Origin of the sequence: Snodgrassella sp. M0351 (assembly GCF_016100575.1) — a bacterium.
In the GTDB taxonomy this organism is placed as follows: domain Bacteria; phylum Pseudomonadota; class Gammaproteobacteria; order Burkholderiales; family Neisseriaceae; genus Snodgrassella; species Snodgrassella alvi.
In genome coordinates, this window is the sequence record NZ_JACFSG010000001.1 from 496,371 (window position 1) to 511,357 (window position 14,987).

Genomic DNA, 14,987 nt, shown 5'->3' on the forward strand with positions numbered 1-14,987 from the left:
TGAAGCCAGTTCCGTTTCTTCCGGTTTGATGAGAGTTTAATTACATGAGAGCTATATAAAATAGTCTATAGTTTTTATGGAATAGATCCGGGTAGTCAATCAGTGAAAACGGGCTGGTTTTATGTATGACTTAAGAGTTTGTTACAGGTAAAGAATGAGTACAAAACAAGTGGACGCATTTAGCCGCTTAACCAATGCATTAAAAGTATTGCCTAATGTTGGCCCTAAAACAGCGCAGCGCATGGCTTATGAATTATTACAGCACCAGCGTCAGGGCGCAGAAGAGCTGGTGGAAGCAATTCAAGCTGCTTTATTACAGGTACAGCATTGCCGTTTATGTAATACTTTCTGTGAAGGTGAATTGTGTGCAATTTGTTCTGATGAGCAGCGTGACACCAGGCGATTAATGATAGTACAAATGCCGGTGGATGTAGCCAGTATGGAATCAGCACATTGCCATGATGGTATGTATTTTGTATTGATGGGACAGGTTAGTCCGGCTCAGGGAGCAGATTTGCAGGCCATTGCTTTGGATAAACTGGTAACGCGATTACAGCATCATGAAGTAGATGAGATTATTATTGCTACCAATTTTACTGCTGAAGGAGATGCTACTGCGTATGTGCTGGCACAATTACTGGCTGATTTTCCGGCAAAAGTTACGCGTCTGGCGCGAGGTATGCCACTTGGAGCAGAACTGGAATACATAGATGCGGGTACTCTGGCTCAGGCTGTTTATGAACGCCGTAATGTAAAGTAAACAGTATAATTTACAGATAAAATCGGCTTAATGGCAGAATGGAGAATAAAAATATCACTAGGAAAGATTAAGCCAGTTACAGATTCATTTAAGAAATCAGACAGAGTAATTTTAGCAATTACTCTGTCTGTTGTTTTGTGGTTGTATTTCTGATTAATTATCAGGAGGTGGCGGATTCGCTCAGAAATAGCTGATAAGCGGCATTGTGAGTTTGTTCCTGATAGATATAACCCACATTATCCAGAAATGCATAGAACTTTTCTGCATCAGCCGGGGGAATATTCAAACCTACCAGTACGCGGCCGAAATCGGCTCCGTGATTGCGATAATGAAACAAAGTAATGTTCCAGTCGGATTGCATATGTATCAGAAAACGTCTCAGGGCACCCGGTCGCTCAGGAAATTCAAAACTAATCAAACGTTCATTAGCCACTTTGCTGGTACGACCACCTACCATATACCGGATATGCAGTTTGGCCATTTCGTTATGAGTGAGATCCAGAGCCGGCAAACCATTGTTGTTCAGTTCCTGTACGATAGTCTGTAAATCAGCAGTATCATTGCTTTGAATACCAACAAATATATGGGCTTTCTGGTCATCACCATAGCGATAATTGAATTCGGTAATATTTCTGTTACCGATTAGATCAATGAAAAAACGAAAGCTACCGGGTTTTTCCGGGATGGTTACCGCAAAAATCCCTTCATGTCCCTCTGTCAGTTCACAGCGTTCAGAGACGTGGCGCAGTTGATGGAAATTCATATTTGCACCGCTGGTTACTGCGATTAGATTTTGATGCTGACATTGATTCCGGGCGATATAGGCTTTTAATCCGGCAAGAGCCAGTGCACCGGAGGTTTCAGTAATACTGCGGGTATCATCGAAAATGTCTTTAATTGCTGCACAAATACTATCGGTATCTACAATAATAATGTCATCCAGTAAGTCTTTGCATAGTGTGAATGTTTCTTCACCTACCAGTTTAACTGCAGTCCCATCCGCAAACAGACCTACTTCTTTAAGTTCTATGCGTTTGCCGGCAGCAATAGATTGCTTCATAGCACAGGCATCTTCAGTTTCTACGCCGATTACTTTGACCTCCGGACGTACATTTTTAATGTACGCCGCCACTCCTGCAGCCAGCCCGCCTCCACCAATAGCAACAAATACAGCATCAATAGGTTTCGGATGCTGGCGTAATATTTCCATACCGATGGTACCCTGTCCGGCAATGACATCAGGATCATCAAACGGTGGAATATATGTGAGGCCACTTTCGGCAACCAGTTGCATGGCATGGTTGTAGGCATCATTATAGGACTCACCGGCCAGTACTACTTTGCCACCGCGTTTTTTTACAGCATCGATTTTAATTTGTGGTGTGGTCTGTGGCATAACGATAGTTGCTTCACACCCCAGTTTTTGTGCTGAAAGCGCTACGCCCTGAGCATGATTGCCGGCCGAGGCTGTGATGACACCTTTTTCCAGGGCATTTTTATCCAGTTTGGCCATTTTGTTATAGGCCCCGCGGATTTTGAAAGAGAATACTGGTTGTAAATCCTCCCGTTTCAGCCAGATGTGATTGTTGAGTCGATCTGACAGATTAGCAGCATAATCCAAGGGTGTTTCAATGGCCACATCATATACTGCGGCAGTAAGAATGCGGGTAAGGTAGTTTGTGTGATTGTTCATAATGTAGAATGAAAAAAATGATTTTATTTTGCAGATTATCTGCTTAACTGAATTAATCAAAAATTAACGATAACGCGGCTGTTTTTTTTATGCAAGTAAATTTGCCAATATTGCTTCTCTTGTGCAGACTACTGTTTATAATAAGCGGTTATGGAAGTAGTTAATCGCGGTTAATTCAGATTTAAATTTGATAATAGAAATGATGAGAAATTTTTTTCGCTGGTTCATTACAATTGTGCTGATGAGTGTTTTGCTACCGGCACATGCTGTAACTATGCCTGAAATTAATGCTGCTGCATATGCAGTGGCAGATCAGCAAAGTGGTACAGTTCTGGCCAGCCGTGATAAAGATGCCCGGATTGAACCTGCTGCACTGACAAAGCTAATGACAGCTTATCTGGTATTAGATGCTTTGCATACGGGTAAACTGAAAGCGCAGCAACCGCTGAAAGTTTCCGCTACCGGTTGGCAGGCAGATGGTAGCCGGATGTTTTTACAGCAGGGTGTTCTGGTAAATGTGGAAACCGTTGTGCAGGGTATGCTGGTTATCTCAGCTAACGATGCAGCAATTACGCTGGCTGAGGCTGTGAGCGGAAACGAAAAAGCATTTGTGCGCAAGATGAACGCTGAGGCGCAAAAAATGGGACTGACAAATACCAATTTTGTCAATTGCACCGGATTACCGGCAGAGGGACAATATAGTAGTGTGGGGGATCTGCTGCTGCTGGCTCAGGCTTTGGTGCGCGATTTTCCGCAATATCAGAGCTGGTTTGCTAAAAAATCTTTTGCTTATAATGGTGTTACTCAGTTAAACCGTAATTTGCTCCTATTCAGAGATGATCAGGTAGATGGTCTGGCAGTCGGCTATACTATACATGGTGGTTACAATCTGGTTGTAAGCAGTAAACGCAATGAACGCAAAATTGTAGCTGTACTTGTAGGAGCTGACAGTAGTGAGGCCAGAGCAGCAGAGGGGAGTAAATTATTAAGCTGGGCTCTGACTAATTTTAATACGGTCAGATTATATCCGGCCGGACATAAAGTAAGTGATATTACTGTTTATAAAGGTGCACACAGGAAAGTAGCAGCAGGTTTTTTAGGTGATGCTTATGTCACTTTGCCTTCTGGTAGTGTTAAACGATTATCTGTAGAGCTGGAGTCTGTTCAACCAGTGGTAGCACCGGTGTACAAAGGCCAGAATATCGGAACTTTAAAATTGCTGTCAGGTAAACAGGAAATTGCCCGACAGAATGTTGTGGCACTGGAAAATGTGGGAGAAGCAAGCGGGTTTGGTCGCTGGCTGGATGGTATCGCCATGTGGTGGCATAACCTTTTTAACTGATAAAGCCGGCTGCTTTTTGAGAGATAAGCATTTATCTAAGCGACTAATTAATCAGTTTAAAGGTAATATGTGCTGAATTGATTGATTTGTTTTAAAAATAAACCCATCAGCTGATGGGTTTATTTTTAATTTCAGTTATTCATAAGGATGACGGAGCAGAATGGTTTCTTCCCGATCAGGACCGGTAGAAATCATGGCAATCGGAGCACCGCAAATTTCTTCAATACGTTTCAGATAGGCTTTAGCATTGTCTGGTAGTGCGTCGTATGATTTCAGACCAAAAGTGCTTTCCTGCCAGCCCGGCATTGTTTCATAAATAGGCGTACAGGCAGAAACGGCGTCGGAACCACAAGGCAAAATATCTATTTTTTGCCCGTTATAATCATAACCGACACAAATATTAATGCTATCCATGCCGTCCATAACGTCCAGTTTAGTTAAACATAAGCCGGAAATACCATTTACCTGGATAGACCGTTTCATCAGAGCAGCATCAAACCAGCCGCAGCGGCGCGGACGTCCGGTTACTGCACCAAATTCATTGCCGCGTTCTGCTAGACCTTCACCCACGCTATCGAAAAGTTCGGTCGGGAATGGTCCAGAACCAACTCGTGTTGTGTATGCTTTGACAATACCCAGTACGTAATCAAGTTTAGTCGGTCCTACACCAGAACCGACAGCTGCCGCTCCGGCAATACAGTTAGAGGAGGTAACGAAAGGATAGGTACCGTAATCAATATCAAGGAAAGTACCCTGAGCACCTTCAAACAGTAAGGATTCACCACGGGCATTCATGTCGTTCAGTTCACGGGAAACATCTCCGACCATTGGTTTTATCTGATCGGCCAGTTCCAGAGTCTCCTGGTAAATTTTTTCAGCATCAAGTGCTTCCTGACCGTACAGGCCGGTAAGCTGGCAGTTATAAATGGCTACTGCATCTTTAATTTTCTGCTGTAAAACATCAGGCTGGAATAAATCCATAATACGAACTGCACGCCGGGCAATCTTGTCTTCATATGCAGGTCCGATACCACGGCCGGTCGTGCCGATTTTCTTATCGCCTTTAGCTGCTTCACGAGCATGATCCAGAGCGATATGATAGGGAAGAATTAAGGGACAGGTCGGTGCAATGGTTAATTGTTTGGTTACATCAATACCTGCCTGCTGTAATTCAGCCATTTCGCTAAGCAAAGCTTCTGGTGATACGACAACACCAGAACCGATAAAACAACGTTTACCTGTATGTAAAATACCACTGGGAATCAGGCGCAAAACAGTTTTTTTGCCATTGACCACCAGAGTATGCCCTGCATTATGTCCGCCCTGATAACGTACCACGCCGGAGGCACGTTCAGTCAGCCAGTCTACAATTTTACCTTTGCCTTCATCACCCCACTGGGTGCCGACAACAACGACGTTTTTTGCCATATGGTTTTACCTGCTCATACTAAGGGTTAATTATTGCTACAAAGGAATCAGCTGCCATTGCTGGTTTTGCCATACCAGCTGGCGGTCGCATCCTCTGATATCGTTACATTCGGGAGTGTAATCAATAATGACACACTCACCGGCTGAACGCAGTTGCTCTATTTCGGTTTTTGCAGCAGTGGCATCTTGTACGCTGACTTTTATGCCGCGCAGTTTTTCTACCGGAGGCAGATGCCCGATTAAATCACGTAAATCAAAACTAAAACCGGAAGCAGGGCGGTTACGGCCAAAATATTTACCCAGACCATTATAACGTCCGCCTCGTGCCAGTGCGTCCGGCCAGTCTTCGCTATAGGCAGCAAACAGCAACCCGGTATGGTAGTTGTCTACTCGCAATTCGCTTAAATCAATAAATATATTATGGTTTGCAAATGCAGTGCAGATTTGCCGGAGCTGCTGTAACGCTTCACTTATTTCCGGCAGGTCTGGCAGACAGTCTGCGGCAGTCTGCAATATTGTCTGGGTTCCATATAATGCAGGTAAAGCGACGAAAGCTTTAATCCACTGCTCAGGAAGCTGCCATTGTTGTACATACTGCTGAACTGCAGCAGCATCTTTAGCCTGCATCAGCTGTAATAAAGTTGCCGCCTGTTGTGTAGTCAGGCTGGCAGCATTAGCCAGTGTATGAAAAATACCGATATGCCCAAGTGACAGTGTTGGTTTGGGTACATTGACGAGTGCCAGGCTTTTTAGCATTAAATCAATAAGTTCGATGTCGGCTTCGATACCCGCATATCCATATAATTCGGCGCCGATCTGTAAAGGCTCCCGGGTACTTAAAAAGCCGTCAGGTCGTGCATGTAAAACCGGACCGGCATAACACAGTCGGTTAATCCCGCTATTGGCTGACAGCAGATGAGCATCTATACGGGCAACCTGGGGTGTGATATCTGCGCGCAGGCCAAGCTGCCGGCCACTAAGCTGATCGACAACACGGATGGTTTTTAGTGACAGCCCTTCATCAATACGGGTAAGTAAGGACTGACTGTATTCAAGTAAAGGGGGGCTGACAAGTTCGTAGCCATGGACGCGATAAAGTGCTAACAGCTGTTCTTTGGCGCTTTCAAGCTGGCGCGCCGCTGAAGGTAGAATGTCGGCAATATATTCGGGCAATTGCCAAGACTGCATTGGGATTCCTCACAAAATACAAGCCACACTGACCCTGACGGAACAGTGTGACGTGGACGTGGAAAGGCAGCTGAATGTTGTGCCTGAGGTCTTTTAAAATATCACTTTATCACAATTTAACGTTTTTATACCAGAGACAATTAGATTCTGATTACCATTTTACCCAGCCTGTAGCCCAGGTAACTAAAATGATACCGCCAAATATAATTCGGTACCACGCAAAAGGGATATAATTTTTATGAGCAACAAAGCGCAGTAATGCTTTCACTGCTACCAGGGCAGAAAGAAATGCGGCAACAAAACCAATAGCAATCAACAATAAATCATCTCGGGTAAATTCATGCAGATGCTTAAGCATGTCGTAACCGGTGGCAGCAATCATTACTGGTACGGCCAGAAAAAAAGAAAACTCTGTTGCTGCTTTGCGCTCAATTCCCCAAAGCATGCCGCCCATAATCGTACTTCCAGAACGAGATGTACCGGGAATTAATGCCAGAATTTGCGCCAGTCCGACGATAAGTGCATCGCGAGGCCGCATGTCCTCAACAGTTTTAACTTTCGGTTCGGTACGGCTCTGACGTTTTTCAATCCAGAGAATCAGTAAACCGCCTATTACAAGTGCTGTAGCAACAGTAATTGGATTAAACAGATAATGCTTGATTTGTTCACTGAACAGTAAGCCCATGATGGCTGCGGGAATAAAGGCTATAGCCAGATTAAGAACAAAGCGGTTGGTAGCCGGTTCTTTGCCAATATGGGTAATGATATGAGCAAATCGGTGTTTATATTCAAAAACAATGGCAAGAATTGCACCAAGCTGTATCGTAATGTCGAATACTTCACCTGTAGTCTCAAATTTCAGCAGATTACCGACTACTATCAGATGTCCGGTACTGGAAACAGGCAGAAATTCGGTCAAACCTTCTACAATGCCCAGAATCAGGGCTTTTAAAAACAAGACAATATCCATTTTATTTACTGTATTTGTGTATTTAAGCCATGAAATTTATACAAAACAATAGTGTGTTTAAGGCTAAACACACTATTGTTTTGATCGAAGACCAGAGTCTATCGATTGGCAGAGGCTGCTAGTGAAGCACCTATGCTTTTGGGTAGTTTACGTGTGCTTGCAGCATGCGCGCTATTCTCATTGCGTACTTTTTCAATTAGTTCATTCATTGTTTTCATTCCTGCTGCAAATCCTTTCGGAAATTTAAGTACGTATTTACCGCCTACAATAACAGTAGGTGTTGACGTAATGTTGTATTTTTCGCCCATTTTACGCATGCTGGTAGCCGTAGCTGAATTTTCCAGACTATTATAGGCTTTTACCAGTTTCTGACCGTCAAAAGCAGTTTGTTTTATAGCCCACTTGTTAAATACATCAGGTTGCCATAATTCGATGTGTTTATTAAAAATAGCGTCAAAGATTAGCGGGTCTGCCTGTAATTTCATTCCGGTACTGTTTACTGCGGCAGCAACACGGGCAAGATTGAAATAAACGTCATCATCCCAGACAACATGAACGGGACGCAGATAGGTATCAGGCGCAAAAGATTTCATTTCTTTAAGCATAAAGGGCTCAAGATGAGAGCAGTGGATACAGCTGTAGGAGAAAAATTCCAGAACTTCTACTTTGTCTTTATGCAGTTGCGGAATGGGTTTATCCAGTACATCATAATCTATTTTTACTATTGCTGCCTGTGCTATGCCAGTGACAAAAGCCATTGCTGTCACCATGGTAGTAATGATTTTTTTTAGCATGTTAATTTCCTGTTATGAAACTGGCTGACTCAGGATGTTGTTCTGGTCAGGCTGTCGATATTATGCTGCTGTAAAGTTTGTTTAATCTGTTTTGCCTGATTCTGACTCAGATTATCAGTCTGAACACGATATTTGATTGTACCGTTCACTTTAGCACTATGTACGCTGCTGTTAATTCCCAGCATCACTAGTTTGGCACGCTGGGCATCAGCATCAGTACGGTTGTTATATGAACCGATTTGTAAAAAAACTTTGTCTTCACTATGCTGCTTTGCTGCTGCACGCTGAGCTTTTTCAATACTACCGTTATTCAGAATTTGTTCCGGAGTTATATCTGTATGACTGACTGGGGGTGCTTTTCTGGGTGTTTTTTCTGGTGTTTTATGTGGTATGGGTGGTTGTGTTGTCGGTGTGTGTTCAATAGTAATGTCATTTTCAATCCCTCCCATATTGACCGGTTGTGAAGCTGGTATAGTCTCCGGGGTTTCAACGGTGGTTCCTGAAGACGCAGGAGTATCAGGAGTAAAGATTTGAGAAGATGCTGTTGTACTATTGGCCGGAGTAAGTATTTCGGGTTGTGGCGGAACAGAAGCAGCGGGATTATCAGGAATTTTAAAATCTGATTTGCTTTTATTCAGGAAGAATAGGATACAGGCAATGATTAAGGTTGCAAGAAGCAAACCTATTATAAAGCTGACAAGCCCCTTACCTGCCTGACGAAGTGGTGTGTACATATGCATGTTAAAAGCCTTTATGTTTGGCATTATATACGGCAAATTCTGTTCAGAACTGGAAGTTATCTATATAGATAACATTATCAATTTCAGTTCTGCTGATATTATAAAGCACGGCGGAAGCTTATGGCGCGTAAAATGTGGCTGGTTTCAACATCATGTATATCATTCATATCTGCTAATGTACGTGCAATACGTAAAATACGATGAAAACTGCGTGCTGACAGCGACAATTTTTCCATCACACTGGCCAGGGTTTGTTTGGCTTCAGGGGTGATTCGGGCTATATCATCCAGTTCACGGTTGCTCAGTTGAGCATTGATTTTACCCTGACGCTGATACTGGCGCGAGCGTGCTGTTTTGACACGCTCACGAATACTGCTGCTGTTTTCACCGTTTGCCTGCTGTAACAAATCACTGGCAGGTAAACTGGGCACTTCAATGATCAGGTCTATACGGTCAAGCAGCGGACCGGAAATTTTATCACGGTAACGGGTTATGGCTTCGGGTGTACAGCGACATGGTTTAACTGGATGTCCGAGATAACCACAAGGGCAGGGGTTCATTGCTGCTATCAGCTGGAATTTAGCCGGATAAGTAGCCTGACGTGCTGCGCGTGAGATATGAATTTCTCCGCTTTCCAGTGGTTCTCGTAAAACTTCAAGAACTTTTCGGTCGAATTCCGGCAGTTCGTCCAAAAATAAAATACCATGATGTGCCAGTGAAATTTCACCAGGTCGGGGATCGGAGCCACCACCTACTAGTGCAACAGCCGAAGTACTATGATGGGGCGAGCGAAATGGCCGGTTCAGGCGGTATTTTTGCTGTCCGTGAGGCAACAATGACTGTAATGACCAGACGCTGACGAGTTCTTTGGCTGTAAGTGGCGGTAAGATACCGGGTAGACGCTGTGCTAGCATAGATTTACCGGTTCCTGGCGGTCCGGACATGAGGATACTGTGACCGCCGGCTGCGGCGATCTCCAGTGCTAGTCTGGCTGTTTGTTGCCCGCGTACATCGGCCATATCAGGATAGTTTGTTTCATCAGGCTGTTGTTGTATATGTTGTACATCAACAGGGGAAAGTGGTTGGTCCTGATTAAGATGAGCTGCTACTGCCAATAATGTATCAGCGCCATAAACATGCGCATCAGGTAACAGGGCAGTTTGAAAAGCATTATCTGAGGGCAGAATAAATGAACGCTGGTGCTGTCTGGCTGCTTCTGCCATGGCGATAGCCCCGCGGATAGGCCTGATCTGACCGGACAGGCCAAGTTCTCCGGCCAGTTCATACTGATGTAGATTGGTACCATCAATCTGACCGGATGCTGCCAGTATGCCGATAGCTATCGGTAAATCAAACCGGCCTGATTCTTTGGGTAAATCAGCGGGTGCCAGATTAACGGTAATTTTTTTAGCCGGAAAGTCAAAACCGGACTGAATAATAGCCGCTCTTACCCGATCTCTGCTTTCTTTAACTTCTGTATCCGGCAGACCAACAATGCTGAATGCAGGTAAGCCGTTGGCCAGATGAGCTTCTACCTCTACAAGTGGTGCTGCCATGCCAGCCAGAGCACGACTATAAACAACTGCCCATGACATGGCGTAATTCCTTAGTCAGACAAATCAGTATGATTATCTGTCGGAGCAACCGGATCGGTGGTTTCATGGTTGTTATTATTTTGTGCTAACAACGCTTCCAGCGCGATCACTCTGCTTTCCAGTTCAGCCAGTTTTTCCCGGGTTTTTAGTAAAACCTGTTGCTGAATATCGAATTCTTCACGTGTAATCAAATCCATCCGGTTAAAAGCACTGCCAAGCATGGATTTAACATTTCTTTCCATATCTTTGATGGGACTGTTACTGATGGTATCGCCGAGTTTATCGCTGATGTCTTCAAAAAATTTTTTGCTGATCATGACCTGAATCCTTTTAATGGCAAGGTAATCAATGTCTGTGATTGTACGGGTGAAACAGTCTGAGATGCAATGCTTATATGCTTGTGCTGTTTACGGTGCAGTGAATACAATATTGTAATGCTTGCCGTCAACAGTTAAATCACCAAGAAAGTCATTACGTTCGTCAACACATACAGGCAATACGGCACGGTAAGCTGCCCATACCCCCTGTCCCTGCGGTTTGAAGTCAGTACGATTAAAACCCAGACTCATATTGCGCATGGTGAAATGTATGCTGATTCGTTTTACAGAAGCAGGTACTTTACGCATGCTGATATCAAAAGGTTTGGTGATATCTGCCGGAGGCGTAAACTGAATGACAGCTCCTCCGGGTAATATACAGCCGGTGCGGACATTACAGTTACTGAGGGTGCTCAAAGCATCGGTACGGGTGTTATGCCAGAAAACTATGCCAATAATAAGCGGAACAGCTATGATAAAAATAAGTAGTCCGATGATAACAGCAGTTGATTTTTTTGCGGGCTGATTCATGAGATTGGCAGACCAATATAAATTAAGAAAAATTATCCGGTAATTGCAGTACAGGTGGTCGTGAATACACAGAGGTTGTATTATTTATTATTGTTGTTCCAGTATGATGCCATGAACACCCAGTGTCATCCAGTCTGGCTGTGCAATGAGCTGAGCGTTTGTTTGCTGTAAAACCATAACGGGTACAGAGGAAGGCTGATTATGCAGCAGATGAAGCAGCAGCTGAATATCTTCATGCTGGCCAACCGGCCAGATTATCGCCGCAGCTGCTTGTGCCTGTAGCCACTCTTCACTGTTATGACATATAGCCCAGATAGCGCTGACAGGATGCAGATTCGCCAGTTGCTGCAGCTGATCTGCTGGTGTGTAAATAATTGATCCTGCTGCTATTCCTGAGTGGTAAGGGTATATTTTTAAGGCAGGTTCCTGCTTTGCCGCGGTATGAAAACCTGTATTTAAATTTCCGCTCATATGAGCAGGAATGGCTAATGCGGCCAGAATAGGTGCATTAGCAGGTAATATGGGGGTAACAGTAAGACAACCTGGCTGCTGCCAGCTCCAGCTTTGCTGTTCTCGTGCAGTTAGTTGTCCCTGCCACTGATCGGCTGCAATGCGATAAAATTGTAAATGTACGTGGGCATGTTCGTAACGATGAGTTTTGCTTATCCATGGTGTAGCTGAATTAACGGTTATGCCTAGTTCTTCGGCAAATTCCCGCTGCAATGCCGCCAGCAGACTTTCCCCTGATTCTACTTTACCGCCGGCAAATTCCCAGTACCCTGCATATGCTTTACCTGCCGGACGTGAACTAAGCAGAAATTCACCGCGCTGGTTATAAAGGACACCGGCAACTACTTCGATGAGATTATCCTGCGTCATTTAGCATACTCTGCTACAGCAAAAGCCACTATGTAGTCGTCTTCATCTGTGAGACTCAAATGGATACGGCCAATGTTTTTTTGTTTGAGCCATTGTGCTAATGGCTTTTCAACAATAAATTCAGGCCGGCCGAGTTCATTATGACCAATTCCGATATTGCGTAAGGTCACTGGACTGCGCAGACCGGTATGGACGGCTTTGGCAAAAGCTTCTTTAGCGGCAAAGCGTTTGGCCAGAAACTGTACAGGATGATTGGCTGAAGGCCACTCTAGTGCTTCAATCCGTGACAGCATTTTTGCTGCTACGGCATTGGCACCATAGGTTTTACACATTTTGGCAATACGCTCAATTTTAACTAAATCTGTACCTATGCCGTAAATCATGTTGATCCTTTTGCTGGTAAAAGGTTAGGTTAATAAGGAAGGCTGCGTGCACGGAAAATAGTGGTCTTCATTTGTTCAATGGCTTGTGGTAAGCCGATGAAAATAGCCTGAGCAATCAGGGCATGACCAATATTCAGTTCGTTTATAGCCAGAATTTTAGCAATAGGGGTGACATTGTGAATATTCAGACCATGGCCGGCATTAACAATTATGCCCATTTCACTGGCCTGATGAGCTGCTTCTTCGATTCGTGCCAGCTGCTGCCGGCGCTGATGCATTTCAGGTGCATCAGCATAAGCACCGGTATGCAGCTCAATAACTGGTGCACCGACTTCCTGACAGGCCTGTATCTGCCGGCTATCAGCATCAATAAACAGTGATACGCGTATCCCCGCAGCTGTCAGTTTCTGGACATATTCTGCTACTTTATCCTGTTGTGACAGAACATCCAGTCCGCCTTCTGTGGTAATTTCCTGTCTTTTTTCCGGTACGATACATACGTCGGCAGGCTGAACAGCCAGAGCGTTGTCAAGCATTTCCGGGGTAAGTGCCATTTCCAGATTAAGACGGGTGCTGATGGCATTTTTTACGGCAAATACATCAGCATCATGAATATGGCGGCGATCTTCACGTAAATGCATGGTAATCAGATCGGCACCATGTGTTTCGGCAAGCAGTGCTGCTTCCAGCGGGCTGGGATAGATACTGCCGCGAGCGTTACGTACAGTTGCCACATGATCTATGTTTACGCCAAGTAACATAAGTTTTTACCTAGTGCTGAGTTAAATGGATGTCTCGATACTTTACCTTTTTCCGGCGGTAAAGATAACCGGTTTAACTTTATTTATCTGCAAATAAATCGTTGTCAAAAAGGTCTGGATTGTGTTCCGGTGTATCGGTTCGAAGATGGCAGACCAGATGCAAATCGGTTTTTACCTGACAGCAGCAGGGAAGTATTTCTCCCGGGGCGATAAAGGCCAGCGGCTGTTCTGCATAACTGATTTGCCCGGATAGCAGTTTGAGCCGACATGAACCACAATAACCGCTGCGACACTGATATTCAACTTCATGTCCGGTACGTTCCAGACCTTCTAGCAGGGTTTCATCCTGCTGAAGAGTGAATGTTTTGTCGCAGGTGGTGATTAAGCTCATTTTAGCTGAAGCTGCTCCGGTAGATTTTATTGAAAACTGAGTTCAGACAGAAATTTTAAAGTTCAAAATCGCTTAAGTCGTCTTCATTAAGTTCGGCATCAATCTGACCAACCAGATATGAGCTGACTTCTACTTCCTGTGGTGCTACCTGAACATTGTCGGAAGACAACCATGCATTAATCCACGGAATGGGATTTTGTTTGGCATGTTCAAAAGCCGGCGGTAAGCCTACAGCCTGCATACGTAGGTTGGTGATATATTCGACATACTGACCAAGAATATCTTTGTTCAGACCAATCATGGATCCGTCTTTAAATAAATATTCTGCCCAGTCTTTTTCCTGTATGGCAGCACGACGGAAAAGCCGGAAACATTCTTCTTCCGTTTCAGCCGCTATCACCGCCATTTCCGGATCATCTGCACCGGTACGCATCAGGTTAAGCATTTGCTGGGTGCCAGTGAGGTGTAAAGCTTCATCACGGGCAATCAGTTTGATGATTTTGGCATTGCCTTCCATCAGTTCGCGCTCAGCAAAAGCAAAGGAACAGGCAAATGAAACATAAAAGCGGATTGCTTCCAGTACATTGACACACATCAGGCACAGATACAGCTTTTTCTTCAGCTCATGTAAATTGATTACAACGGTTTTACCGTTAATCTCATGTTCACCTACGCCCAGTAAGTTGTAGTACTGGGTATATTCGATTAAATCATCGTAGTAACAGGCAATTTCTTCAGCACGGGCAATAATGTGCTTGTTTTGTACAATATCATCAAATACAACCGAAGGATCATTCACGATATTGCGGATAATGTGAGTGTAACTGCGTGAATGAATGGTTTCAGAAAAAGACCATGTTTCAATCCATGTTTCCAACTCAGGAATAGATACCAGAGGCAGTAAGGCAACATTAGGACTGCGCCCCTGAATGGAATCAAGCAGAGTCTGATATTTCAGATTACTGATAAAAATATGCTTTTCATGCTCTGGTAAATTGGCATAATCGATGCGATCACGCGATACATCTACTTCTTCAGGGCGCCAGAAGAATGAAAGCTGTTTTTCAATCAGTTTTTCGAATATATCAAATTTCTGCTGGTCATAACGGGCTACATTAACCGGCTGTCCGAAGAACATCGGTTCTGTCAGGGCATTATTCGGTTTTTGACAGAATGTACTGTAATTCATAGACAGATGTTCACAGGCCATGGCGA

16 protein-coding genes are annotated in these 14,987 nt (G+C 44.2%); 2 read left to right on the forward strand and 14 right to left on the reverse strand.

The genetic code is table 11. The features are described from left to right. Positions 1-154: 154 nt before the first annotated feature. A complete protein-coding gene (recR, locus tag H3V01_RS02130; protein WP_198185857.1) occupies positions 155-760 on the forward strand; it encodes a recombination mediator RecR in 606 nt (201 codons plus the stop codon). A gap of 160 nt (positions 761-920) precedes the next feature. Here recR and ilvA read toward each other — a convergent pair whose 3' ends face one another. Next, positions 921-2,453, reverse strand: coding sequence for a threonine ammonia-lyase, biosynthetic (gene ilvA / locus H3V01_RS02135; protein ID WP_084551640.1), 1,533 nt, complete (start codon positions 2,451-2,453; stop codon positions 921-923). A 199-nt stretch (positions 2,454-2,652) separates the two neighbouring features. Between ilvA and H3V01_RS02140 the strand changes: the two genes are divergently transcribed. Beyond that, positions 2,653-3,795: a D-alanyl-D-alanine carboxypeptidase family protein gene (locus H3V01_RS02140; protein WP_232332577.1), complete on the forward strand. Its 1,143-nt coding sequence runs from the start codon at positions 2,653-2,655 to the stop codon at positions 3,793-3,795. 135 nt (positions 3,796-3,930) lie between these two features. Here H3V01_RS02140 and H3V01_RS02145 read toward each other — a convergent pair whose 3' ends face one another. The 13 genes from H3V01_RS02145 to nrdB form a co-directional block, all read right to left on the reverse strand. Further along, on the reverse strand, positions 3,931-5,223 hold the full coding sequence (locus tag H3V01_RS02145; RefSeq protein ID WP_198185858.1) for an adenylosuccinate synthase: 1,293 nt from the start codon (positions 5,221-5,223) through the stop codon (positions 3,931-3,933). Between the two features lie 36 nt (positions 5,224-5,259). Beyond that, positions 5,260-6,411, reverse strand: a complete 1,152-nt coding sequence (locus H3V01_RS02150) for an ATP phosphoribosyltransferase regulatory subunit (RefSeq protein ID WP_198185859.1) — start codon at positions 6,409-6,411, stop codon at positions 5,260-5,262. Between the two features lie 151 nt (positions 6,412-6,562). After that, the gene (locus H3V01_RS02155; RefSeq protein ID WP_038648776.1) at positions 6,563-7,381 is read right to left on the reverse strand and encodes an undecaprenyl-diphosphate phosphatase; all 819 of its coding nucleotides are present in this window, start codon (positions 7,379-7,381) and stop codon (positions 6,563-6,565) included. A gap of 98 nt (positions 7,382-7,479) precedes the next feature. After that, positions 7,480-8,175, reverse strand: a complete 696-nt coding sequence (locus H3V01_RS02160; RefSeq protein WP_025330427.1) for a thiol:disulfide interchange protein DsbA/DsbL — start codon at positions 8,173-8,175, stop codon at positions 7,480-7,482. Between the two features lie 29 nt (positions 8,176-8,204). Next, on the reverse strand, positions 8,205-8,915 hold the full coding sequence (locus H3V01_RS02165) for an SPOR domain-containing protein (protein WP_198185860.1): 711 nt from the start codon (positions 8,913-8,915) through the stop codon (positions 8,205-8,207). 98 nt (positions 8,916-9,013) lie between these two features. After that, positions 9,014-10,510, reverse strand: a complete 1,497-nt coding sequence (locus H3V01_RS02170) for a YifB family Mg chelatase-like AAA ATPase (RefSeq protein ID WP_025330429.1) — start codon at positions 10,508-10,510, stop codon at positions 9,014-9,016. A gap of 11 nt (positions 10,511-10,521) precedes the next feature. Continuing rightward, positions 10,522-10,827 carry an accessory factor UbiK family protein gene (locus H3V01_RS02175; RefSeq protein WP_025330430.1) on the reverse strand — a complete coding sequence of 102 codons (306 nt, stop codon included), beginning with the start codon at positions 10,825-10,827 and terminating at the stop codon, positions 10,522-10,524. Between the two features lie 90 nt (positions 10,828-10,917). Further along, positions 10,918-11,358, reverse strand: a complete 441-nt coding sequence (locus H3V01_RS02180) for a hypothetical protein (RefSeq protein WP_025330431.1) — start codon at positions 11,356-11,358, stop codon at positions 10,918-10,920. An 87-nt stretch (positions 11,359-11,445) separates the two neighbouring features. Next, entirely contained in the window at positions 11,446-12,237 is a 792-nt protein-coding gene (locus H3V01_RS02185) for an NUDIX domain-containing protein (RefSeq protein ID WP_037394061.1), read from the reverse strand. Beyond that, a complete protein-coding gene (gene acpS / locus H3V01_RS02190; RefSeq protein WP_025330433.1) occupies positions 12,234-12,620 on the reverse strand; it encodes a holo-ACP synthase in 387 nt (128 codons plus the stop codon). Before acpS ends, H3V01_RS02185 begins: the two co-directional genes overlap by 4 nt. A 29-nt stretch (positions 12,621-12,649) precedes the next feature. Further along, on the reverse strand, positions 12,650-13,381 hold the full coding sequence (gene pdxJ / locus H3V01_RS02195; RefSeq protein ID WP_084563445.1) for a pyridoxine 5'-phosphate synthase: 732 nt from the start codon (positions 13,379-13,381) through the stop codon (positions 12,650-12,652). Positions 13,382-13,460: 79 nt separating this feature from the next. Then, positions 13,461-13,772, reverse strand: a complete 312-nt coding sequence (gene yfaE, locus H3V01_RS02200) for a class I ribonucleotide reductase maintenance protein YfaE (RefSeq protein ID WP_198185861.1) — start codon at positions 13,770-13,772, stop codon at positions 13,461-13,463. A 55-nt stretch (positions 13,773-13,827) separates the two neighbouring features. Beyond that, positions 13,828-14,961, reverse strand: coding sequence for a class Ia ribonucleoside-diphosphate reductase subunit beta (nrdB, locus tag H3V01_RS02205; protein ID WP_096765293.1), 1,134 nt, complete (start codon positions 14,959-14,961; stop codon positions 13,828-13,830). Positions 14,962-14,987 lie beyond the last annotated feature (26 nt).

Coding starts and splice junctions, on each gene's coding strand:
- recR (WP_198185857.1), top strand. CDS start 155: ATGAGTACAAAACAAGTGGACGCATTTAGCCGCTTAACCAATGCATTA.
- H3V01_RS02155 (WP_038648776.1), bottom strand. CDS start 7,381: ATGGATATTGTCTTGTTTTTAAAAGCCCTGATTCTGGGCATTGTAGAA.
- H3V01_RS02175 (WP_025330430.1), bottom strand. CDS start 10,827: ATGATCAGCAAAAAATTTTTTGAAGACATCAGCGATAAACTCGGCGAT.
- H3V01_RS02145 (WP_198185858.1), bottom strand. CDS start 5,223: ATGGCAAAAAACGTCGTTGTTGTCGGCACCCAGTGGGGTGATGAAGGC.
- H3V01_RS02170 (WP_025330429.1), bottom strand. CDS start 10,510: ATGTCATGGGCAGTTGTTTATAGTCGTGCTCTGGCTGGCATGGCAGCA.
- H3V01_RS02165 (WP_198185860.1), bottom strand. CDS start 8,915: ATGCATATGTACACACCACTTCGTCAGGCAGGTAAGGGGCTTGTCAGC.
- H3V01_RS02160 (WP_025330427.1), bottom strand. CDS start 8,175: ATGCTAAAAAAAATCATTACTACCATGGTGACAGCAATGGCTTTTGTC.
- yfaE (WP_198185861.1), bottom strand. CDS start 13,772: ATGAGCTTAATCACCACCTGCGACAAAACATTCACTCTTCAGCAGGAT.
- H3V01_RS02150 (WP_198185859.1), bottom strand. CDS start 6,411: ATGCAGTCTTGGCAATTGCCCGAATATATTGCCGACATTCTACCTTCA.
- acpS (WP_025330433.1), bottom strand. CDS start 12,620: ATGATTTACGGCATAGGTACAGATTTAGTTAAAATTGAGCGTATTGCC.
- ilvA (WP_084551640.1), bottom strand. CDS start 2,453: ATGAACAATCACACAAACTACCTTACCCGCATTCTTACTGCCGCAGTA.
- H3V01_RS02140 (WP_232332577.1), top strand. CDS start 2,653: ATGATGAGAAATTTTTTTCGCTGGTTCATTACAATTGTGCTGATGAGT.
- H3V01_RS02180 (WP_025330431.1), bottom strand. CDS start 11,358: ATGAATCAGCCCGCAAAAAAATCAACTGCTGTTATCATCGGACTACTT.
- pdxJ (WP_084563445.1), bottom strand. CDS start 13,381: ATGTTACTTGGCGTAAACATAGATCATGTGGCAACTGTACGTAACGCT.
- H3V01_RS02185 (WP_037394061.1), bottom strand. CDS start 12,237: ATGACGCAGGATAATCTCATCGAAGTAGTTGCCGGTGTCCTTTATAAC.
- nrdB (WP_096765293.1), bottom strand. CDS start 14,961: ATGAATTACAGTACATTCTGTCAAAAACCGAATAATGCCCTGACAGAA.